Origin of the sequence: Candidatus Syntrophosphaera thermopropionivorans (assembly GCF_004353895.1) — a bacterium.
In the GTDB taxonomy this organism is placed as follows: domain Bacteria; phylum Cloacimonadota; class Cloacimonadia; order Cloacimonadales; family Cloacimonadaceae; genus Syntrophosphaera; species Syntrophosphaera thermopropionivorans.
Genome location: NZ_SMOG01000004.1, coordinates 16,382 through 39,718, shown reverse-complemented (window position 1 = coordinate 39,718; position 23,337 = coordinate 16,382). Strand labels below are relative to the sequence as shown.

Below are 23,337 nucleotides of genomic sequence, written 5' to 3'. Positions count from 1 at the left end.
GAGGAAGAAAATGGCACAAGCATATTCTGCTGGTTTAATGGTAACTGAAAATATAGTCCTGAAAAAAGAAAGAGTTCTACCACTTAAAGGTCAGGTCCTGGTTAAAAAAGGTGACTTCGTCCAAGCTGAAACTGTTGTCGCTGAAACCCTCTTACCTGGTAAAGTGGTTCCTTTTAATTTAGCTAATAAACTTGGTGTAGCTCCAGCACAGCTTCCCAATTTTATAAAAGTAAAACCAGGTGATAAAATCACTACTAATACAGTTTTAGCGGAAACAAAAGGCTTATTTGGTCTGGGTATAATGAAAAATGAAGTGCGTTCTCCTATTAATGGTGAAGTGGAAAGTATCTCTACCATTACAGGTCAAATCCTATTACGTGAACCCAAGATACCCGTTCAAGTGAAAGCTTTTATTGATGGAATGGTTACAGAAATCATACCTGAAGAAGGTGTGATAATTCAAAATAAAAGTGCCTATGCACAGGGAATTTTTGGCGTAGGAGGCGAAACCGTAGGTGAACTTATGGTCATTGCAGAAAGTCCTGAATCTGAAATAACTCCAGCGCAAATTACTGATGCCTGCAAAGATAAAATAATCGTGACAGGACAATTCGTTTCTTATGATGTTATTGATGCTGCCAAAAAACATGGCGTTAAAGCTATTATAACTGGTGGCATTGATGACCAAGACCTAAAAAAACTTCTCGGATACGATCTGGGAGTGGCTATTACAGGACACGAAAACATTGGCATCACTATCGTATGCACTGAAGGTTTTGGTAAGATTGCAATGGCAAAAAAGACCTTTGGTTTATTGAAGAAATTTAATGGACATAAAACTTCTATTCATGGCAGAACTCAAATCAGAGCTGGAGTTATTCGTCCCGAAATAATCATTCCTCTTCAATTTTCTGAAGAAGAATTAGTTCCTCAAGAACCAAAACCTCCTGTGCTGGAAATTGGGACTATTATAAGAATCATTCGTCAACCTAATTTTGGCAAAATTGCTAAAGTGGTGGCATTACCTGAAGAACTTACTAAAGTAGAATCAGAAACTCTGGTCAGAGTCTTGGAAGCTGAGTTTGAAGATGGCACAAGAATGATTATCCCTCGTGCTAATGTTGAAGTCATAGAAGCATAATATTGACCCTCCTCTATCAAAGGAAAGTTTATTAGATTAGCCTAATAAAAAATTGGGTTCAAGATGTCTTCATAGCGCAAAGCGGATAGCCTTGTTTACTTTTTTCTATAAGAGTTAAAAGTAATAAGAAGCATCATAAACGAGTTCTTTCAATGCTTAAAATTAGCCAAAATAAGAAAGCTTCGTTGGAGCTTCATAGACGAGGACGGATAAAATTCACCTTTTAAAAAAACTCTATGAGAGATTGTAACAAGGAGGATCTTGTTCCACCCATAAAGAAACGATACTTTTATTTAAGAAATGTTTAAGAGCTTTTTTAAGTCTATATGTGTGACTAATATTTTATAGATAAAACAGTAAACAAATCACTTTATAATTTTAGCGATAAGAATTTATATTGTTATATGACTTTCTTATTGTTACTCAATCGGTTACAAATTATTTAGGACAATTTATATTCTCTCACTTTTTATGTCTGATTTTCTCTTTCTTCTATCCTACCTCTCCCTTAGCTCTTGAGCTTATAAAGTGTTAAGAGAGAGGCAATTAGGAGTTTAGGGACAGCTAATAGAGGTAAATCGCTATAAATAAAGAGAATACAGGGTTTATGCTACAAATTTATCGTTCAAAAAATAGTTATAAATAAATATAAATAATGATAAGGATTATGCTGAAATAGGAAATGAAACTGAGAGATTAATTAGATTTAATAATACGAGCATAGAGTTCTCCGCCGCTGGCAGAACCAAAATAACCCAGGGCATTATGAACACCACCATGTAGATAACCATCCATCATATAATGAAATCTATAGTAATTATCATCAATTACCCACACTCTTACGCGATACTTTCCATAGAAGATAAAAGCAGTAGAGTAATTTTTTAAAACCACATAATAACCTGGAAGACCTTCCAACGGAGCAGATTGGAAACGATTAGCCAGTTCTAAGCGCCTGATACCCAAACTTCCTTGATTATAAAGCTCTTCAATATTGGCGGAGGGATGCATTTCTTGTAAAAGCTGATTAGTATATTCCAGATTAGTACTAAATTCCTCCATACAATAGGTTTCAATCCATAGATTAAATATTCCCAGTGTATTTCCGGTGCTTATTACCAGAGGATAGTTGGTATCAATTTGATTAAAGGGAATGAAATTGGTGGTTTCAGGATCAAATGAATAACCTGTACCGGGAGGATTTGTTCCATAAGGATCAGGTTTTAATTCTACTCTTTGAGGGACAGTGGTTTCAGCCCAGATTAAAGAATCCATTCCCGGAATTTGCACTTCCAACCGATAATGATGTTCAGGTTGAATAATATGTTCTGCCAAATCTATATATTTTATCTTAAATTCGTGCAAAGAAGGGGTTAAAGAAAAAGTTTCTCCCGTATCCAAATCTTTTATAAGAACTTCTGCATCCCAGACAAAAAGTTCCAGTGGGTCAAATTCTTCAATGGAGCTACTTCTGGTTATATAGATAGGATAGGAAAGAGAGATTGGTTTATCTGCCATTAATACTCCTGCTACAGTGAAGACTTCCCCCTTAAATCTTGGTCCAGATGTATTATCACAGGAAACAATAAAAAGGCAACTCAGTAGTATAACTGAGAGCATCACTATCTTTATCACTTGTTTTACCATCTTACATTAACTCCAATAAAGGGCAAAAAGGGAAATTGGGTTCCATCTCTTGTGACCAACTTCAAAGTGCCATCTTCATTCATCTGTACATCATAGAAACGAAAACTTACATTTTTATGGTTGAATACATTGATGATTTCCAGATAAGGTTCAATAGAACCCCAGAAAGTGTTCCATTGTAAATGCACACTCAAATCTAACCTTAAATACTCGGGAAGCCGAACTCTATCCTGATAACTGTATATAAGCTGGAAATTTTCACCATCAAAAAAGATGCGTTCTGGAATTTCAGAAGGCTGTCCTGAATTGTAGGAAAAATTCATACCTACTATCATATCAGCGTTACCTATTTGCCAACCTGTGTTTTGACTGATATTATAGTTTTCTACTAAAGAAACGGTGTGAGTTCTATCATATCGAGGATAAAAATATTGTGGTTCACCTGTATAAGGGTCTATATTAACATTATCAATCTTACGTTTAGTCTCACTATAAGAATAACCTAAATAACCTTTTAAGCCTTTCCAGTCATTTCGCAGCATCAATTCTGCACCGTAAGAATAGCCCTTACCTGTATTAACCGCATCTGAAAGGGTGCCTGTTTCACTATTCCAATTGAAAAATGTATTGGTATTAAACTCCTTGAGATGATTATAGGTCTTATAATAGAGTTCCACATCCCACTGGAAATGTCTGCTTAACGCTCTATTATACCCTAAAATATAATGATGAGAAACTCCGGGTTTAACACTTCCATCTATCGGTAACCAAACATCATAAGGAGAATTGATATACAAACCGAGAAGCGATAAATATTGATGATACACGCCAAAATTAAGATATATACTTTCACCTACATCCAGATTGCGCTTAAGAGAAATTCTTGGTTCAAGATTAAAATAGGAAGCAGCAGGAACAGGAGCTGGTTCTTCTTTCAAGGTTTTATACCAGTTTACTCTCAAACCTGGCTGCAAGGTCCACAATTCATTTATTACCCAAGTATCTTGAGTAAAAGCAGAACTGGTTAATGAAGTTATAGCTGCTTGCGGTAATGCATTTTGGGCAATTTGATAAGTAGTCCCCATCTTTAAATCGGTATCATTAAATTTTAGCTCTATGCCGGTCTCAATATCGTGATGATTACTGGGTTTCCAGTTCAGAGTTCCTTTTGCCGTTAAATCACGAATATAATTTTTACTCTGGAAGATGTTCATTCCTTCCGCTGAGACTTCATCAATAGAATTATTATACTGACTTCCCGAAATGATAAATTGGGAGAAAAGCTGTGGTGAAAATAGATGCATCCATTGAGCTGATAAAATGCTATTCCCCCAGTCTAAGTCCATAATAGGAGTAATATCATAGGATAACATATCTTTGCCGTAGTAGCCACTAACACTTAGTTTATTGTTAGTATCAATATCCCAGTTAATTTTAATATGACCATCGTAAAAATAGTAATCAGGTAAGTCAGAGATAATCATTTTTAACATTTCCAGATAGGTACGACGAAATGATGCCATAAAAGAAACACTTTGCGAATCTATTATCCAGGGTCCTTCAGCGGTAGCTGAAGCAGAAATGAGACTAAGTCTCCCCACTCCTTCATAAAATTTTCTATTACCATCTCTTTCAGTCACATCCAGGACTGAGGACATCCTTCCCCCATACTTTGCTGGATAACCTCCTTTAATCAATTCAATGCTTTCAACTGCATCGGTGTTGAAAGTGCTAAATATTCCTCCAAAATGATTAGGATTATATACTTCAGTATTATCTAAAAGAATAAGATTCTGATCTGGAGAACCGCCACGAACATAAAGTCCAGCAAAAAAATCTGAGATAGGGACCACTCCAGGAACAGCCAGAACTGCTCTAAAGACATCTGCTTCCATAGGAGCTACAACCATCTGGATATCCTGTCGCGTTTGATGAAGAGTGCTGGGTTGAATAATGGGTCCATCACTTTCATCCTTTGTTCCCTTTACTATTACTGGACTCAATTCCACCGAACTCTTAACTAACTGCATATTTATTATGAGGTGATCATTTAGATTTTTTATAGTGATGGGCACAGTTTCTTTTTTATATGAAACTAAAGAGAAAGTAAGGATAAAATCTCCGGTCTGCTGTAAATTTAAGACATAATATCCTTTTTTATTGGTCTGACATCCTATCTTCGTATCGGCAATATACACATTAACATATTGAATGGGTTCACCACTATCGGCTCTGCTCACAAATCCACTAATTGTGGCACAATACAATATACCACAAAGAAAAATAATTAGCACCATTAAGAGGATTTTTTTCTGCATTTCTTCCCATTTATTCATTCATTAAATTTACTTATTTCTGGCTTGATAAAGATGTCAATAATCTTATTATGAAATGGGCAGTCTATAAAACAGAAAAGGAGTGACACACAAGTCACTCCTTTTCTTTCAGAGGTTAGATAATCTTAAGAGTATTATTTGGCAAGTAACATCTTACCAGTAAGTTTTTTACCATTATTTTCTAAACGATAGAGATAGATACCACTGGAAACAGTTCTACCTCCGTCATCAGTTCCATTCCAGACAACATTGTATTTACCAGCTTCACGAACATCGTTAACCAGGGTGCGCACTACTTCACCTTTCAGGTTATAGATTTTAAGAGTGGTATAACCTGAGGTTGGCACACTAAAACTGATAGTAGTTTCCGGATTGAAGGGGTTCGGATAATTGGTTGCAGACAGTGTGTATACAGGAATCACATTGTCATCATTAGGTGTATCATACCACACGATAGCTCTAATCATTAGTTCCCCTTCTGTGATTGGTTCCCAATTTGTAGTTGTCCCCATTTTCTTAAAACTATTACCAGAAGTGGATGTATCCAGTCCTATAGCTGAACCATTAGCAACATCCAGGATACCAATGTAGAATTGACCATCTGTTATCTCTATATTGGGCGGTAACTCAATATAATTCCAACCTTGGACTAATGAAGCTACAGGATATTGATATTGAGCAAGCTGTGATCCGGGCATACCATCAGGTCCGTCATTATCAAAAACACGGACAATTAGACCAGCATTGCCGACATTCTGGATATAAATCTTAGCATATTTGACCGTCAGGCTACGATTAAAGCTAAATTTTACTGCCATTTGTTTATTAGCACCAACATTGAAGCCCTGCTCTGCTGTGCCATCATCATGGGATAATTCTACCATAGATTCAGGCATAACAAACACGGTAACTACATTTGATGCTCCGGATTCGTAGGTGCCATACATAGAAGTTACATAATAGCTATGAATTCCGCCAGGAACATTGCTATCAGTGTAGGTAAGAACATCAGCACCTACCTGATCAATTTGGACATTATCACGATAAATTCTGTAGCCATCTACATTACGTTTTGCCTTAATACCTTTGGCTTTAAATTGAGCATTAGATACAGGTTGAACTTCCTGTTTAAGGGGGGCATAAGAAAGCTCATATTCCTCGCCTTTGGCATTGGCAACATAAATCCTAATGTTCCAGTTATAAGTAAGGCTGGAATTTACATTGGTTAAGGTAGTCCAGCTATTTTGCCAGTACATCATATTACCATATCCCTCCACTTGAGGACCTGCATCACAACCCGCAGGATATCCCGCTTGAGTATTGCAGCGGTATCCTACCATAATCACAGTTTGAGCAGGAATAGTGAAAGGAGTGGTCAATAAAACTTCATTCCAAGCATTAATAGTGGGTGTAGGAACAGCTTGTTCATAAACAAGAGTTCCCGTAGCACCAGTCCAAATTCTAATGGTATAGGTGCAGTTAGCTTCATATGGGAAGAAACGTACTTTAGTGATATTCATTCCCACATAGTCATAGATACTATGCTCACCAATGGGATCCCATTTTGCTGCTACGGCGAAATCTGCTGCGGAACCTGTTCCAATAGCATCAGCATTCTCTCCGTCATAATGTAGCCAGCCTTCTTGTCCTCCACCACCACCAGTGCCAGGAGCTGCCCAGCTAAGCATCACATCGCGACCGCTCACTACAGCTTCCAGGTTTTCCGGAGGAGCAATAAACACATCGTTATAAATGGTTACATCATCAATCATAATACCTGTTCCAATAGGTGTATCAGCATCAGATTTAAAATACCATCTTAATCTGATGGTATGACCCGCATAGTCACTAATATAACCATCAACACCAGCATAGGATGCAACCATTGATGCCCAAGTAGGTGGAGCATCAGAATAAACATAATTGCTTAAATTAGGATCTCCATAAGGGTTACTCATATAATACCAAGTTAAACCGTTATTAGGAGAGATTTCCCAGCCCCAATAGTCACAGTTAGGAAATGCATCAGGATCACTAAAGTTACCTTGAATCATAAAATCTACTCTAATATCACCTTCATTAGGTAGCTGGATTGGAGGGCTCACTAAATAATTCATCATATTAGGGTTATAAGTTCCATTCTCATTCTGACATCTCATTACATTAGGTGGAGATGGTGCAGTAGGATCGGTTGCTAAAGACCAGAGGTCTCCGGCAACAGGAACTAAACTTGCCCAGGTCATCTGACCATCATCAACACCATTATTGGTATATCCGCCAAAGGAAATATCATCTACCATAACCCCAAATAAAGTGGGATCATCAGAAGTGCAATAAGCAGGATCAGAAGCAAAGGCAAAACGAATCTTTACACTCTGTCCCACATAGCTGGAAAGGTTAAAAGTTGCATTAGTCCACGCAGGATGAATTCCACCCCAACCAGGAATGTTTGGACCTTCACCATGCTCAAAACCGAAAGCATAAGATGAAGTGAAATCATAAGGTGGACTAGTAGGAGTAAGAACTGTCCAGGTTGCTCCATTATCCGTGGATATACGAACATTGAAGGAATCCCATCCATTGTATTCTCCTGTACCACCTACTTCTTCAAGAGCAACTGCCATTTTGAATGTAAGCACTGAATTAGCTGCTGTTATAGTACGAGCAGGTGTATCCAGAACCAGATACTGATGGTTATAATATCCACCAATATTTGTTCCCTGTGCAAGAGCGGGATCTCCCATCCACCATACGGTTCCCTGGGTTCCACCATAATTATAAATGTGCCAGTTATTAGGGGGAAGATTCCCATCATAATGGGTCCACCCTTCGGCACCGTTCTCAAATGTTTCTTGCCAGGCAATTATCTCATAACGATTTGAACCGTTTGCGAACATTGCCGTGACAAGCATCAAGGCTAAGATAATCAGCCATCCTTTTTTCATTGATCCTCCTCTTTTTTTGAAGAATATTAGTATAATCTCTTAATTAGGCTCTTTTAGGTTTTTGTCAATGATTATTTTTCTTTATTATTGCTTATTATAGGTATATCTTTCTTTTTCAAGCCTTTTCTATCTTACATCTCTTTATCACCTTCGGGTATTTTACACACTATGAACAATATAACTGGAACACAATTTTCAAAAAACAGCTTTATTTTCTCACTCTTTATTCCTGTCTTTATCAATAACATAATTGATAGACCTTACTTGTCAAATCCCTTTTTTATTATTTTTATTGACGGGTAGGAAAACTTAAAAGAAAAGAAATATTATTAAATTATATAATAAATAAGGAGATAGAGATGTTTCTAACTGATCACCAATTGAAAAGTGAAATCCTGCGTTGCGAATACTGTGCTGAAAAACCCTGTAAAACAGCCTGTCCTTGTGATTGTTCTCCAGCTGATTTTATGATGGCAGCTGCTGAAGGTAAACCTTCGGATTATAAAAGAGCAGCTGGAATTATTTTATCCAGCAATCCCTTAGGTGGAATCTGCGGAAAAGTATGTCCTGATGATTTCTGTGTGCAAGCTTGTTCTCACTATAAATTTGATTTCCCCATAAGAATTCAGGAGGTTCAAACTACTATTATAAATAAAGCTCATCTGTTAGGTCAATTACCAGAATTTCAGCAAGTCCCTAAAAATGGGAAAAAGATTGCCATAGTAGGAGGAGGTCCTTCTGGACTTGGTGCTGCAGTGACCTTAACTCAATTAGGTTATGAAGTTGATATATTTGACGCTGAACCCTTAGGAGGTCAAATTAGACTCATCCCTCCAGAAAGACTTGATACTGAAGTTATAAATAATGATTTAAACTATCTTAATCGCGCATTCAATTTCACTCATATCCAGGAAAAAGTAGATAATGTTCAGGAGCTTTTCTCAAAAGGATATAATGCGGTTCTGCTTGCTTGCGGTTTGAATGAACCTATAAAACTCAATATTCCTGGTTCTGAAACTGAAGTTTTGGGTCTGGAACTTTTGCGTAATCCAGAAGCTTACGAACTTAAAGGTAAAAGGATTGCTCTGGTTGGAGGTGCTATTGCTGCTGATGCGGCACTAATATCATTAAGAAAAGGTGCTAACTATGCGGAAATGATAACTTTAGAAGCCTATAATGAGATGCCTATAACTGAAGATGAAAAGCAAAAACTGATTGAAGCTGGAGTTGCTTTTAGTCCGAGAACTCGTATCACTGCTATAATAAATGAAAATGGGAAAACTGTGGGAATCAAGACCAAAAGAGTGACACTTCCTTCTGGGCTTACCTTTCATCCTTCCAACATCGTAGATGAAGAGGGCTCCACCGAAATGTATAGACCTTTTGATATGGTCGTAATAGCTATCGGTAATCGTTGTTCTTTAAATGAACAAGGTCCTCATATTTATCAATGTGGAGATATGGTCAATGGTCCTTCCACTGTTGTAGAAGCGGTCGCCTCAGGAAAGAATATTGCCGTAAAAATTGATGCTGACTTAAGAAATCAAGATTATACCGAGCCAGAAAAGCGGACTAAAAGTATTATTTCTATTCCTCACTGGAAGCAATCTCCTGTTTCTCTGGAGACAGATTTCTTTGGTAGAAGGATAAAATCTCCTTTTCTACTTTCTGCTGCTCCACCTACAGATGGTTATGACCAAATGAAAGCAGCCTATCTTGCAGGCTGGCAAGGTGGTGTGATGAAAACTGCTTTTGAGAAACAATATATCCATATTCCTGGTGAATATATGTGGGTATTTAATGGAAAGACTTTCGGTAATTGTGATAATGTTTCAGAGCATCCTTTAGACCGTGTGTGTGAAGAAATTCAGCGCTTGATTAAAGAATTTCCTGATCGTTTAACTATGGCTTCAACAGGAGGTCCAGTAACCGGAAATGATGAATCCGATAAAGCTGGCTGGCAATCCAATACCCTTAAATTAGAAAATGCAGGTGCCATGGGCATAGAATATAGTCTCTCCTGTCCTCAAGGTGGAGATGGAACTCACGGTGATATTGTGGCTCAAAATGCTGAATTGACTGCCAAGATTATAGATTGGGTAATGGAAATAAGCAATCCAGAGATTCCTAAACTTTTTAAATTAACCAGTGCTGTAACAGCTATCGTTCCCATCATTAAAGCGGTTAAATCTGTTTTTAATAAATATCCCGAGAAAAAAGCAGGGATAACTCTGGCAAATACCTTCCCTGCTATGGGTTTTAGAGAAAAAGAAGATGCACTCTGGGATGAAGGAGTGATAATAGGACTAAGTGGAAAAGGTATCCTTCCTATAACCTTCTTAAGTTTAGCAAGAGCTTGCAATCTTGGTGTGATAGTTTCCGGTAACGGTGGAGCTATGAGTTATCTGGATGCTGCTAATTTTCTTGCTTTAGGCACTTCAACCGTTCAATTCTGCAGTATAGTGGAAAAATATGGCTATGGAATTATAGATGAGCTTCATTCTGGCTTAAGTTATCTTTTGGAAGCAAAGAAACTTAAGTCTGTTCAAGAACTCATAGGTATTGCTCAACCTAATCCTATCACCGATTTTCTACAATTGCCTCCAAAATCTAAGAGTAGCACTTTAAATCAAAATCTATGCCTTCAATGTGGAAATTGCACTCGTTGTCCCTATCAAGCTATAACTTTAAATGAAGATAAATATCCGGAGATTGATAAAGATAAATGCATTGGATGTTCACTTTGCACTAAGTTGTGTTTTACTGGTGCATTATATATGAGTAAGGATAGCTAAGCTAAAGCTCAGCTATCCTTAGCTTTCTAAAAAAGTTTCTAATAAATACTTCAAGTTGCCTGAGAATCAGGGAAGTTTATTTGGATATTTTTTATTTCAGCATATTTCTTTAAATGCTCTCTAATCTCTTCAGCAATATTGTCTCTCCATTGGTCAAAATTCATTAAATTAAGGTCAATTATCACTTCCCCATCATTAAATCCAACATACTTAACCATCTTCAAGGTTACAATATCTTCTCCCACTTTAGGATAGATAATCTTTCTTAACTCTTCAATTATCGTATCTTTGCCAAAATTAGGAACTTCTTTAAGTCCATGAGCAATTTCATAATTGGAAATAGCGCTTTGTAGAGTATCTACTGCCAGGACAGCACAATGAACTTTGACAGGAGGTAAGCCTCCGAGTTCTTCCATAGCTTGTTGCCAGGTGATTTTTTTTGCCTCATCCAGTGTTTTCCCTTTTGCCAGATCTGTTATAATTGAAGCTGTAGCGATATTAGAAGCACAGCCATAGGAAAGGAACTTTATATCTTCTATAACCTTAGTTTCTGGATTGACTTTAAGAAACATCGTTACCTGATCACCACATGCTGGACTTCCTTCAGTTGCTTCAGCATCAGGATTTTCCAGCTTACCTACATTATGAGGATGCATAAAATGGTCTAAGACTATCTGTGAATACTGCATTTATCTCTCCTTGTTATGTATTGCTTGATAAAGAGGACTGCGTTCTCTGAGTGTTGCTGTAATTTCCGCTAACTTTTCAACGGTATAATCTATCTCCTCTTTAGTATTGTATCTGGATAAGGTAAATTTCATAGAACCATGAGATTGAACATGATTTTTACCCATAGCCATCAGCACATAGTTTGGCTTCAATCCTTGCGAAGCACATGCTGAACCAGTTGCAACGGTTATACCATTTAAATCAAGCATCATAGTTATTGATTCACCTTCAATATAGGAAATAGAGACATTGATGTTATGACACACTCTTTTGTCTCCTCTTGGTCCATTCAATTCTATATCTGGAATGGTTGATTCCAATTTCCCCAACAAATAATCAGACAGCTCTCTAAGATAGGAAATATTAGCATCCAGGTCATTGAAAGTCATTTCCACCGCTTTAGCAAAACCGGCAATTAGAGCAATACTTAAGCCACCAGTCTGTAACTGGTCAACTCTGGTGACACCATGTATTAATTGACTTAGCTTAGTTCCTTTTTTTACAAAGAGAGCTCCAATTCCTTGAGGACCATGAATCTTATGAGCAGAAACACTTAATGTGTCAACCCCTAAATCTTGCACATCCAGATGCATTTTCCCAAAAGCTTGTCCAGCATCAGCATGCCAGAAGATTTTATGGTCTGCTGCCTCTATTACCTTTTTATAATCTTCCATAGGTTGAATTGTACCCACCACATGATTTACTATGGTGCTCATAAATAGTATGGTATCCGGTCTGATTGCTTCTTTTAACTTATCTGCACTAACCCAACCTTCAGAATCAGGTTCCAGATAGCTAACTTCAAAACCCTGTTTTTCAAAATAAGCTGCATTGGTGAGTAAATCAGGGTAATCCACCAGAGAGACAATAATATGTCTTCCTTTATTTGCATTTGCTCCCATTAACCCTTTTAGAGCAATGTTATTGGCTAAAGTACCACCTGAAGTGAAGTGAATCTCTTCTGGTAAAGAATGCAAAGCCTTTGCAATGATTTCTTTGAATTCTGCCAGAGCTGCATTAGTTTCTTCTCCTGTACTGATAAAAGTTCCAGGAAACCAGAACTTTTCCAGAAAATAGGGCTTCATCGCTTCCAGAACTTCTGGAGCTAATGGAGTGGTGACACAATTATCCATATATATTCTATGATTATTCATTAATCTTCCTCCCGCATCTTTTCTGCTATCAAAGCAAGTGAATAGCTTTTAAAAAGTTCCCGCTGTTTTTCTCCTATTTCAATAAAAATGGGTCTGAGCGGACAATCTTCTCCCTGACAAAATTTCCGTCCCATATTACAATCCAATTCTAATCTATGGTCATCCACTGCTTTCATTACATCATAAAGTGTTATTGCATCTGGAGATTGTGCCAGAACATAACCACCTTTCAAACCAGCACTGCTGATAATCAATCCAGCATTCTTCAATGAGCTGAGCAAGTGCTCAATATATTTTTTAGGCAATTGCTGCTGATTACAGATAGTTTGAGCTGATATGGTGCCTTCCGGATGTTCTGCAATCTCCACTAATGCTCTTAGAGCATATTCTGTTTTAGTACTAACTGGCATTTTTTCTCTCTTTTTTCTCTTTTTAAATATATAGTAATATACTATGAGATTAAAACAAGAAAAATCTATTGCTTTTTTATTAAGCTCCAGTTGACAGAAATCGCTCCTTTTCAAAACTTTGATTGAGATAAACAGATGATTGAGATAGAAAAACTTTGTTGTGCTTATGAAGATGAGCTGGTGCTCAAAGATGTGGATTTAATCCTTCCAGAAAATGAATTTACTGTTCTGGCTGGACCTAATGGAGCAGGAAAATCCACCCTAATTTATGCTCTACTTGGTTTCTTAAAACCAAGAAAAGGTAAGGTGCGCATATTTGGAAGACCCCTTTATTCCTATAAAAGAATAGAACTTGCTCGTCTGATAGCTTTTGTTCCTCAAGAAAGTATATTTCAATTTGATTATCCGGTGCGGGACATAGTTTTGATGGGAAGGTACCCTTATTTAGGTTTAACGCAAAACTGGATGGCAGAAGATTATGAAGCAGTAGATAAGGTCTTACAACAGCTTTCCTTACAGGATTTAGCTCATCGTTTTTATTCTCAACTGAGTGGAGGCGAAAAACAAAGAGTTCTCATCGCTCGTGCTTTAGCACAGGACACACATTATATTTTTCTGGACGAGACTCTTTCTCAACTGGATATCAATCATCAAATTGATATAATGATTCTTCTCAGGAAGATTCTGGCTGAAAATAAAAAAGGAATCCTGCTCATTTCTCATAATCTCAATTTGAGCGCTAATTTCGCAGATAGAATGGTATTCCTTTCCAGGGGAAGGATTCTGGGCTCTGGTACTCCTGAAGATATGATGAAACCTGAACTTTTAAAAGAACTTTTTGGTATTGAACTTCTCACTATGCTAAATCCTTTAAGCGGAAAACCTAATATCCTTTATCCAGGAATGAAATGAAATCCTGGGTAGTTACTCTTTGTTTAGCTATAATTACAGTTGCCTTGACTGCCGAATCTTATCTTATTCAAGCAGTTATAGTAGATCCCAAAGAGCACCCTGTTTCGGAAGTAGTAATTTCTGATGGAAGTAAAACTGTTTTCAGTAATGAAAAAGGTTATTTCTTGATTAATACCTCTGCGGACACATTAACCTTCCATAGATTGGGGTTTCAAGAGAAAAAGCTTTCAGTAAAGAATATAGGCAAAAAAGTAATACTAACCCCTGAACCAGTTGTTCTTCCTCGTATAACTGTTTCTGATGTAGCCTGGAACATTGTTTCACCTCCACCAGATAGAATTTCATTACCTATAGACCCAGACCGACATTATTATTCAGCAGGTGAAGTGCTGACCACTAATCCTGCTATTCATAGTAATGATGTGCCACTTCCTGGGGAATCACAAAATATTTCTATCCTGGGAAATCTTTCCCGTCATAGTCTTATTATTTTAGATGGGGTACCCTTAAATCCAGATGGAAGCAGTTTTGACCTTTCTTTACTTGACCCTAATAATATTGAATCAGTAGATATTATAAAAAATAATGTCTCGGTTTATGGGGGAAGCTCTGCTATTGGTGGCATTGTTATGATAAGCACGAAAAAAGGATTGCAGCAAACAGGGAAACAATTTTCCATTAGCACTGAACTGGGTTCTTTTGGCTATGCTCAAAATTCTTTGAGTTTTACTTTTAATCAACCTTCTACCATATTCCGAATTAATCTTAGCAATTTAAGCACTGATAATGATTTTCGCTACAAAGTTCCTGAATGGTGGTCTCCCGATAGTACTGCCATTCGTTCTAATAATGCTAAACATCAAAATTCCCTTGCCGCATCTTATACTCATTTAAATAAAAAGTCCCATTTCAGCTTTCAAACAGAATATCTTTCTTTTATGCGTCAACTACCGGGAACGGTTAATTTCACTGAGATATATAAAAATGCTTCTTTATCCGGTTGGGCAAACCGTAATAGATTCAATCTGAACGCTCCACTTTTTAGTGGAGAATTGGGAACTTTAATCTGGTTGAATTTAGACCAGACCACTTATGACAACACTAAGGCACCTTTACCGGTATATCTTTCGCACTATAAACAAAGTTTACTCAATGCTGGAATTCACGGAAGTTATGGACAAAATTCTTCTCTTACTCCGGAATTATCTTTAAATACAAGTCTTTCTGCTGAAGCTGGATACAACAGCTATCAAAATAATAATCTCCTGAATAGTGCAAATAATATTGATTTTTCTTCCAGATTTGCCAATTCTATCCTAAAAACGGAACTCAAAATGGATAAAGGTGAGTTCATCTGGTCTAATTCTGGAGCTATTAGATATGATTTAACTGAGCAAGAAAATGAATTTACCTGGCGTCTGGAAAGTAGTTTGCAAAGTTTGGGTTATATAGAAACAACTATTGGTGGAACTTTGGGAACTTCTTTTGCACTTCCTTCACCTTATGATTTATATTGGAAAGGTGATTCGCAAGCTCTGGGTAATCCAGATTTAAAAAGTGAACATTCGCAGGGCTGGCAGCTTTGGATGTCCAATCAATGGAATAAATTATATCTGAAAAGTGCCTTCCATAAAAATGACATTGAAAATCTCATTCAATGGCGTCAAATTCAAATGTGGGGCAATGTGTGGAAGCCTTTGAATATAGGTAAAGCACGGATAAAAAATGTAGAAATTGAAGCAGGATGGCAACCCTGGGAATGGTTAAATCTTTCTACCAGCGCACTTTTTACCAATGCTAAAGATATTAGCGAACATAATGAAGAAGCTGCTCCCTATTTAGTGTATATTCCAGGCAGAAATTATTCTTTAAAAATGGAACTTAACTGGAAAAAGTTGAAACTCTGGAGTGATTATCATTACTCTGGAAAACAATATACCACCCCCGATAATCTCACTGAACCTTTTCCTGGTTATTCATTACTTGATTTAGGGTTGAATTATAGTATGTTCATTCAGGGATGGAATGTCTCACCTTTCTTTACCATTAGGAATGCCCTTAATAAACAGTATGAAATTTATGCTTATGTTCCTCAACCAGGAATAGCTTTTTATGGAGGAGTTAGCTTGCAGGTATCCAATCCCTGATAAGTTCCTCAATCAACTGATAATTACAGCTTTTATTCAAGGCTTTCATAAAAAACTTTTTCCAGTGCCGCAATATGTTTTTTTACTATCTTATCTTTCATTCTGGCAGAAGGATAGATAATGCTTTTACTTTTTTTATCTATCCCTCCGACTTCAATGAGAATAGCTCTGGTATTATGAATGTGGAAGAAATAGTTTCTTGCATTTCCCACGCGAGAAGAAGTTGCCATACTAACTTCATATTTTCCAGGAAGATAATCCTTTTTTAAATTCTCTGCAAACTTTTGTGCAAACTCTAAGGTCTCTTCATAAATTCTTTTCTGATTCTCGTTTTCTTCATCTAAATAAGGTAAAAATATCTTTTCACTGTAGGCTCCAGTAGATGAACTATGATAAAAGATTGCAAAGTCAAAGTGATGCTTCTGAGCCAGAGAAATTATTGCTTGAACTTCAGGTTCTGAAGCAGGTGTGTCACCTTTATAATATCTATGCGTTGGTGGTAGAGTTGAATCTTCATCCCAAAAAACTGGATAATTACGATTCAAGTCCACTCCATCCCATTGTAATTCCAGTTTATTATTCTGATTAGTATCACGATTATTTTTACGTTTATATCTATATAAACCCTCAGTAAAAACTCTATAACCTTCAGGATTAATAGTAGGAACTATCCAGAATTTATATTGGTGTAAAAGAGCCTTAATTTTTTTATCAGACTCTGCTTCTTTAACCAATTTTTCTGCCCAAGAAACTACAATTTCAACTCCCAGAACCTCGTCACTATGATGCTGTCCTATCATTAAAACTTTTTTTCCCGCAGAAGAATATCCTATTTCCAAGCCATAAATGGGAAGTTCTTCAGTACCACTAAAACCGAGAATATGCAACTTGACTATCTCAGGATTTATCTCCTGTATCTTCAGCATCTTAGAATATAAGTCTCTCTCCAATATGTATCCTTTATCTAAGGGATAGATATTTTTCTGGGCTCCTGCCACAGAAATAAATAGTATCCCTATAACTATTAAACAAAAGCATTTGGTGAAATTTAATGACATAAAACCATCTTAGATTTTTCCTTTCTTTCGTCAATCCAATAACTTATCACTTAATTTAAATTTCCAATATACTGCCCTATCTAATTATATAGCAGACAGTTAGCCTTGATTCTCTTAAACTCATTTTCAATCTTATCTTTTATAAATTATTTATTTCCCCCTACCTGCATCCCTCCAGCTTATGTCCAGCTCATGTCCAGCTTATGTCCAGCTCATGTCCCAAATCGGACATAAGTTAGCTATGAATCCAGCATAACTTTCTCATATAAAGGATAGTAAGATGGATAATTTAACTAAATATTCTGGCTGCAGAATATTCTAATTGATTATATTTTATCAATGTATCTGGAGATTCTTTACTGTTCTGCTTTTGTCTAATAGCTTAGACTCTTATCTCAGAAAAAAATCTTTACATTGTGTTTGCACATAGCTAAAATTAGACTAAACTATATTGTAAAGAACAATATAAGTTGACTGTAAGTTAGAAAAATTGATAGTGTCATTAGAGAATAATTTGAAGTGAAGAAGAAATAAAAAATTAAATATTTCAGACTTTAAATTAATAAAGAGAATTCAAAAATAATTAATAATATAGATATATAAGGAGTAACAGAAATGAAGGGTGTAAGACAAATAGCAGTTGACCAGTTGGTCAATTATTTGGCAACCGACCCTATACAGAAAATGCCTAAAATTATGTCTTTAGCCAAGAAGCTGGATAGTAAGCATCAGTATGAATATTATATAGATGGAATTTATAACGCACTGATGGATGAGAATAGCAATTGGCACAAATTTACAGAAAATTTATTTAAAGAGGTAAACACAAAATCTATCCGTAAACTGGCTGAATGTTTTATGGTCAATTCCACATTGGTAGGAGGACCTCGTCGGGATAAAATTAAAGCCAAATATAATTGCAATGTTCCCTGGGCTTTATTAATAGATCCTACCAGTGCTTGCAACCTATCCTGTACAGGTTGTTGGGCTGCAGAATATGGAAAGAAATATAACTTATCCTATGATATCTTAGATTCCGTGGTAAAGCAAGGTAAGAAACTTGGAATCTTTTGGTATTTATTTTCTGGAGGCGAACCCCTTATTCGCAAAGATGATATAATCAAGCTATGTGCAAAGCATCAGGATTGCTTCTTTTTTGCTTTCACCAATGGCACTCTGGTTGATGAGAAACTTTGTGAAGATATGAGAAAAGTGGGTAATTTTGTTTTAGCTTTCTCTATTGAAGGTGATGAAGAAGCTACTGATATGAGAAGGGGTAAAGGTTGTTATCAAAAAGTAATATCAGCTATGGAACTTATGAAGAAACATCATTTGTTATTTGGTTATTCTACTTGTTATCACCATTATAATACAGAAAGTGTTGCTTCTGATGAATTCATAGATGATATGATTGCTCGCGGATGTCGTTTTGCTTGGAACTTTACTTATATCCCCATTGGAAAAGATGCAAAATTAGATTTTATTGCCACTCCAGAACAGCGTGCTTATATGTATAAAAGAATACAGGAAATTAGAGCCACCAAACCTATTTTTGCACTTGATTTCTGGAATGATGGTGAAGCCGCTCATGGTTGCATTGCAGGAGGTAGAAGTTATCTTCATATTAATGCTAATGGAGATGTTGAACCTTGTGCATTCATTCATTATGCTAATGTGAATATTAAGAATGCAACCTTACTGGAAGCGCTTCAATCGCCTCTCTTTATGGAATACAAAAAACATCAACCGTTTAGCGAAAATATGCTTAGACCCTGTCCGCTTCTGGATAACCCTGAAATCCTGATGGAAATGGTTCATAATTCCAATGCCTATTCCACTCAGTTGGAAGGACCAGAAACGGTGGATGAACTTTGTGCCAAAACTATTGCTGCTGCTGAAAAATGGGCACCAGTTGCTGATAAACTGTGGGAAGAACGACAAAAAGAGTTGGCTTCAAGAAATCCTTCTCCTTAAAACAATAAATTGACAATCCCTAAAAAAGGGGATGAACCTTGTTCATCCCCTTTATTTTTGCCTATAATAATCAAGTGTATTGTAGTCGATAGAGGTCATAATATAAACCTTTTTTCTCCAGCAATTCAAAATGGCTTCCCTCTTCAACAATCACTCCTTTGTGCAACACTATAATGCGGTCTGAATTTTGAATAGTTGAAAGCCTGTGTGCAATTACGATAGAGGTGCGATTGTGCATAATCTTTTGCAAAGCATCCTGAATTAACAATTCTGTCTCTGTATCAATATTGGAAGTGGCTTCATCCAGGATAAAGATAGCAGGATCATAAGCCAACACCCGTGCAAAAGCGATAAGCTGTCTTTGACCGGTAGAAAGTGTTGCTCCTCGTTCCATTACTGGCTCATCATAACCCAAAGGAAGCTTACTGATAAACTTATCGGCATTCACATATTTTGCCACTTGAATAATCTGTTCCTTACTCAATTGCTTATTGTTCAGGGCAATGTTATCCCTGATATTACCACTAAAGATGAATACATCCTGCTGCACAATACCTACATTTTTTCTGATATCTTCCACAGCATAACTTTCCAGCGGTTTCCCATCCAGTAAAATATTTCCTTTCTGATAAGGATACATTCCCAGAATCAAATTTACTATGGATGTTTTCCCACTTCCGGTATGTCCTACCAGAGCAATTTTTTCTCCAGGCTCAATCTTGAAGCTAACATCTTTCAAAACCCATTCATCAGGATTATACGCCAGCCACACATTCTTAAATTCAATTGCTCCTTGCAGTCTAATTCCCGTCTTTAGATGTTCACGATAGTCCTCTGGGTCTAATTCCATCAAGTCAAATATTCTTTCTGCTCCTGCCAGAGCTCCCTGCAATACATTAAACTTTTCGGAAAAGTCATCTATAGGCTGGAAAAGTTTGGAAATATATTGAGTAAACGCCATCAATAATCCGATAGTAATAGCATTACGAAGGATTTGACCTCCACCATACCAAATGAGAAGTGCCACTGCAATTTGAGAACTGACATGGATAATAGGTCGGAAAAATGCAAATAGCTTCATCTGCTTCATAGAAGCATTGTAGTATTCTTGATTTATCCGGGCAAATTCTTCTCTTTTTCTTTTGTACTGATTAAACAATTTGATTATCTTTTGACCACTGATATGCTCGTTCAGGGTGGCATTTACTGCGGCAAGATGTTTTCGGACTTCTCTATATACTGGACGGGTCCTTTTCCGAAAAATTACAATGACCCACACTACACCAGGTAAGATAGCAAAACTAACCAGAGCTAATTTCCAGTTCAAGAGCAGCATCAAGACTACTATGGCAATAATCATTATTATATCTTGGATAATAGTGATAACACCTGATGATAGCATTTCATCAATAGCCCGGATATCGTTCGTAACCCGGGTGACCAATCTTCCTACTGGATTTACATCAAAGAACTTAACCGGCATTTTTTGTAGGTGTGCAAAGGCATCATGACGGAGGTCATTCATAGCTTTTTGAGAAAAAATAGTGGTAATAATCACTTGAAAATATCCTGCGATAAACCTTATGATGCTGATAATCAAAAAAGCTAATGCCAGCCAGATAAGTTTGTTAGCAGCCTCATTTCTAAGCTGAAAACGCTCGCTTTTAGGAACTTTATTTAATTGTTCGCGGGAGATAGCAATTTGTCCATCTCCAACCCTAAACCATCCTTTAAAACCTTCTTTACCTCCCTTTGGATGCTGATCTTCTGGAAGATATTTATTTAGAATCTGAATATTCTCTGGTTTGTCTACGATAAGAAATACTTTTTCCTCACCTATGATTCCTTTATTTTTAAATTCCAGTATATCTTGCTGATTAATTTTATTCAAATCGGCAGAATTCAATATTACAAAGTATCTACCCTCATAGGTTAATCTTTTAAGGTTCAGATAGGAATACTTATTTAGAAAAGAATTAGCTGTGGTTTCATCTTGGAATACAGCAATATTTTTATCGGATACTATATAATCATCTATAGCTCTTCGTTGAATTAAGGGTTGCACCAATTCTGCCAAGGAAACAACCATAACTATGAGAAAAGAACCGATTACCCCCGCTATATAAGGCTTTAAATAATGCAATAAACGACCATATAAACGCCTATCAAAGATTCTGTTTTTTATTTCATCTTGTTCAATTACAGGTCTTACAATGCCATTATCGCCACCACCCTTCATAGCTCTTCACCTTCCAGTCTGGCTCTAATGCGTTGCTTCTCATAAAGGTCGCTATATAGACCACTTTTGGCAATCAGTTCTTGATGAGTTCCATGCTCTATAATTTGAGCATCACTTAACACAATTATATTGTCTGCATGCTGAATAGAGGAAATACGGTGTGCTATTATAATATTTGTTTTCCCCTTCCTATCTTCAACCAGATTTTCCAGGATATAGCGTTCGGTCTTGGTATCCACAGCAGAAAGTGCGTCATCCAGAATCAATACTTCCGGATTGGTTAATAGAGCTCTGGCAATAGCCACTCTTTGTTTTTGTCCTCCTGAAAGGGTTACACCTCTTTCCCCTATGACAGTTTCAAATTTATCCTCAAATTCCATAATTTCATCATAAATTTCAGCTTTCTTTGCTGCCTCATATACTGCTTCAATTGGTGCATCTGGATTACCCAAACGAATGTTATTGGCTATAGTATCTGAAAAAAGAAAGATATCCTGAGGAACTAATACGATATCCCTTCTCAAGACTTGTAGTGGTATTCTGTGAACCAAATGACCATCAATTAAAATGCTCCCTCTGGGAGGTTCATAAATTCTCACTATAAGTTCAATGAGAGTAGTTTTACCACAACCCGTAGGTCCTACAACAGCTAAGGTTTTCCCTTGTTCTACTGAAGTGCTAATATGGTCAAAAATTAAAGGAAGGTTTTTAGCATAACGAAAAGTGAGATCCCTTATTTCAATATTACCCTGTAAAGCTTTAATGGAAAAATCCGCTTCTTTATCATCAATCTCGGATTCCGTTTCAAATATTTCATTTAGTCTTTTAAGAGAAGCAGTTCCTCTTTGATACATATCTACTATCCAGCCAATAGCTACCATAGGCCAAACGAGCATTCCTAAATACTGGAAGAAAGCTATGAATTGGCCAATAGTTATGTCTCCTCGGATAGTGGCTCTGCCTCCAAAATAAAGAGTTATAATCATAGAAAGACTGATAATAAAACCCTGAAAAGGGTGGAAAAAACCAACTATTTTTGCCATATTGATGTTTTCTTTAACAAAATCCCAGGATACCTTATCCACTTTTTCCAGTTCTGATTTTTCTTGTACAAATGCTTTTACAATGCGAATTCCAGATATACTTTCCTGTATTGTTCCAGTCAATGTGGCAAAACTGGTTTGAACCCGATAGAAACTCTTGTGCATTTTTTTGCCAAAGATACTAATGGTTATAGTTAAGATAGGCATAGGAATAACAGCCAGAGCGGTTAAACGGAGGTCTATGGAACCCATAAAACTGAAAGAAGCAATAGTCATCAAAACTATGTCCATAGCAGCTATCAGACCCATACCAAACATCATTCTCACAGAATTGAGGTCGTTGGTGGCATATGCCATAAGGTCTCCAACTTTCCGTTTATTAAAGAAGTTTTGAGACAGTTGCATTAGATGGTCATAAAAATCCTGCCGAAGATTCTTTTCTATCATAAAAGAATTGCCAATAATTAGCACTCTCCAGAAATATCGTAAAACCATTACTGCTATGGCTAAGCCAATAATGACAAATGCCAGTAATAATAGTCCTCTGGAATCTATGGTCCGCTCCTGAATCCTGTCTATAGCTTGCTGCATAACCCATGGTGTTATCAGCTGCACTATATCCACCAAGATCAGCATCACTAAACCGCCAGCAATTCTTCCATAACTCTTCTTCAAGTATGGAATAACGGCATCAAAAGTCCGCATTCATTCTCCATTTTTTATGTTCTATCCGAAGAAATAACATATATATTAAAGGGAAAATAATATTTTATAGTTTTGTAAACTATGCAGGGAAGATTGATAATA

Annotated in this window: 14 protein-coding genes; 5 read left to right on the top strand and 9 right to left on the bottom strand. The window is 36.7% G+C overall.

All coding sequences use genetic code 11. The features are described 5' to 3' along the window. Positions 1-10 precede the first annotated feature (10 nt). Positions 11-1,141 carry a hypothetical protein gene (locus tag E0946_RS02540; RefSeq protein WP_133200903.1) on the top strand — a complete coding sequence of 377 codons (1,131 nt, stop codon included), beginning with the start codon at positions 11-13 and terminating at the stop codon, positions 1,139-1,141. A gap of 696 nt (positions 1,142-1,837) precedes the next feature. Here E0946_RS02540 and E0946_RS02535 read toward each other — a convergent pair. The 3 genes from E0946_RS02535 to E0946_RS02525 form a co-directional block, all read right to left on the bottom strand. Then, a complete protein-coding gene (locus tag E0946_RS02535) occupies positions 1,838-2,788 on the bottom strand; it encodes a DUF4249 family protein (protein ID WP_133200902.1) in 951 nt (316 codons plus the stop codon). Further along, positions 2,782-5,124 (bottom strand): TonB-dependent receptor, encoded by a 2,343-nt coding sequence (locus E0946_RS02530; RefSeq protein ID WP_133200901.1) that lies wholly within the window; start codon positions 5,122-5,124, stop codon positions 2,782-2,784. Before E0946_RS02530 ends, E0946_RS02535 begins: the two co-directional genes overlap by 7 nt. 134 nt (positions 5,125-5,258) lie before the next feature. Beyond that, on the bottom strand, positions 5,259-8,069 hold the full coding sequence (locus E0946_RS02525) for a FlgD immunoglobulin-like domain containing protein (RefSeq protein ID WP_133200900.1): 2,811 nt from the start codon (positions 8,067-8,069) through the stop codon (positions 5,259-5,261). Between the two features lie 359 nt (positions 8,070-8,428). Between E0946_RS02525 and E0946_RS02520 the strand changes: the two genes are divergently transcribed. Continuing rightward, a complete protein-coding gene (locus E0946_RS02520) occupies positions 8,429-10,864 on the top strand; it encodes an FAD-dependent oxidoreductase (RefSeq protein WP_133200899.1) in 2,436 nt (811 codons plus the stop codon). A gap of 50 nt (positions 10,865-10,914) precedes the next feature. On the opposite strand, the gene E0946_RS02515 is transcribed toward E0946_RS02520, so the two are convergent. The 3 genes from E0946_RS02515 to E0946_RS02505 are packed head-to-tail and all read right to left on the bottom strand — an operon-like array spanning position 10,915 to position 13,157. Further along, entirely contained in the window at positions 10,915-11,553 is a 639-nt protein-coding gene (locus E0946_RS02515; RefSeq protein ID WP_133200898.1) for an iron-sulfur cluster assembly scaffold protein, read from the bottom strand. Further along, positions 11,554-12,747, bottom strand: a complete 1,194-nt coding sequence (locus E0946_RS02510) for a cysteine desulfurase family protein (protein WP_133200897.1) — start codon at positions 12,745-12,747, stop codon at positions 11,554-11,556. After that, the gene (locus E0946_RS02505; protein WP_133200896.1) at positions 12,747-13,157 is read right to left on the bottom strand and encodes an RrF2 family transcriptional regulator; all 411 of its coding nucleotides are present in this window, start codon (positions 13,155-13,157) and stop codon (positions 12,747-12,749) included. The genes E0946_RS02510 and E0946_RS02505 overlap by 1 nt, the downstream gene beginning before the upstream one ends. Before the next feature lie 135 nt (positions 13,158-13,292). On the opposite strand from E0946_RS02505, the gene E0946_RS02500 reads away from it, so the two are divergent. Next, positions 13,293-14,069: an ABC transporter ATP-binding protein gene (locus E0946_RS02500; protein WP_133200895.1), complete on the top strand. Its 777-nt coding sequence runs from the start codon at positions 13,293-13,295 to the stop codon at positions 14,067-14,069. Next, positions 14,066-16,216: a TonB-dependent receptor gene (locus E0946_RS02495; RefSeq protein WP_133200894.1), complete on the top strand. Its 2,151-nt coding sequence runs from the start codon at positions 14,066-14,068 to the stop codon at positions 16,214-16,216. The genes E0946_RS02500 and E0946_RS02495 overlap by 4 nt, the downstream gene beginning before the upstream one ends. A gap of 32 nt (positions 16,217-16,248) precedes the next feature. Here E0946_RS02495 and E0946_RS02490 read toward each other — a convergent pair whose 3' ends face one another. Beyond that, the gene (locus tag E0946_RS02490; RefSeq protein WP_165942061.1) at positions 16,249-17,142 is read right to left on the bottom strand and encodes a M14 family metallopeptidase; all 894 of its coding nucleotides are present in this window, start codon (positions 17,140-17,142) and stop codon (positions 16,249-16,251) included. A gap of 747 nt (positions 17,143-17,889) precedes the next feature. Here E0946_RS02490 and E0946_RS02485 point away from each other — a divergent pair. Then, entirely contained in the window at positions 17,890-19,248 is a 1,359-nt protein-coding gene (locus E0946_RS02485; protein ID WP_133200892.1) for a radical SAM/SPASM domain-containing protein, read from the top strand. Positions 19,249-19,318: 70 nt separating this feature from the next. Here the strand turns inward: E0946_RS02485 and E0946_RS02480 are convergent, their stop codons facing one another. Continuing rightward, positions 19,319-21,487, bottom strand: coding sequence for an ABC transporter ATP-binding protein (locus E0946_RS02480; protein ID WP_133200891.1), 2,169 nt, complete (start codon positions 21,485-21,487; stop codon positions 19,319-19,321). Beyond that, positions 21,484-23,235: an ABC transporter ATP-binding protein gene (locus E0946_RS02475; protein WP_133200890.1), complete on the bottom strand. Its 1,752-nt coding sequence runs from the start codon at positions 23,233-23,235 to the stop codon at positions 21,484-21,486. Before E0946_RS02475 ends, E0946_RS02480 begins: the two co-directional genes overlap by 4 nt. Positions 23,236-23,337 lie beyond the last annotated feature (102 nt).

What these genes read in the sequence shown, in the direction of transcription:
- E0946_RS02540 (WP_133200903.1), top strand. Translation starts at nt 11, where the DNA reads ATGGCACAAGCATATTCTGCTGGTTTAATGGTAACTGAAAATATAGTC.
- E0946_RS02535 (WP_133200902.1), bottom strand. Translation starts at nt 2,788, where the DNA reads ATGGTAAAACAAGTGATAAAGATAGTGATGCTCTCAGTTATACTACTG.
- E0946_RS02530 (WP_133200901.1), bottom strand. Translation starts at nt 5,124, where the DNA reads ATGAATAAATGGGAAGAAATGCAGAAAAAAATCCTCTTAATGGTGCTA.
- E0946_RS02525 (WP_133200900.1), bottom strand. Translation starts at nt 8,069, where the DNA reads ATGAAAAAAGGATGGCTGATTATCTTAGCCTTGATGCTTGTCACGGCA.
- E0946_RS02520 (WP_133200899.1), top strand. Translation starts at nt 8,429, where the DNA reads ATGTTTCTAACTGATCACCAATTGAAAAGTGAAATCCTGCGTTGCGAA.
- E0946_RS02515 (WP_133200898.1), bottom strand. Translation starts at nt 11,553, where the DNA reads ATGCAGTATTCACAGATAGTCTTAGACCATTTTATGCATCCTCATAAT.
- E0946_RS02510 (WP_133200897.1), bottom strand. Translation starts at nt 12,747, where the DNA reads ATGAATAATCATAGAATATATATGGATAATTGTGTCACCACTCCATTA.
- E0946_RS02505 (WP_133200896.1), bottom strand. Translation starts at nt 13,157, where the DNA reads ATGCCAGTTAGTACTAAAACAGAATATGCTCTAAGAGCATTAGTGGAG.
- E0946_RS02500 (WP_133200895.1), top strand. Translation starts at nt 13,293, where the DNA reads ATGATTGAGATAGAAAAACTTTGTTGTGCTTATGAAGATGAGCTGGTG.
- E0946_RS02495 (WP_133200894.1), top strand. Translation starts at nt 14,066, where the DNA reads ATGAAATCCTGGGTAGTTACTCTTTGTTTAGCTATAATTACAGTTGCC.
- E0946_RS02490 (WP_165942061.1), bottom strand. Translation starts at nt 17,142, where the DNA reads ATGCTGAAGATACAGGAGATAAATCCTGAGATAGTCAAGTTGCATATT.
- E0946_RS02485 (WP_133200892.1), top strand. Translation starts at nt 17,890, where the DNA reads ATGAAGGGTGTAAGACAAATAGCAGTTGACCAGTTGGTCAATTATTTG.
- E0946_RS02480 (WP_133200891.1), bottom strand. Translation starts at nt 21,487, where the DNA reads ATGAAGGGTGGTGGCGATAATGGCATTGTAAGACCTGTAATTGAACAA.
- E0946_RS02475 (WP_133200890.1), bottom strand. Translation starts at nt 23,235, where the DNA reads ATGCGGACTTTTGATGCCGTTATTCCATACTTGAAGAAGAGTTATGGA.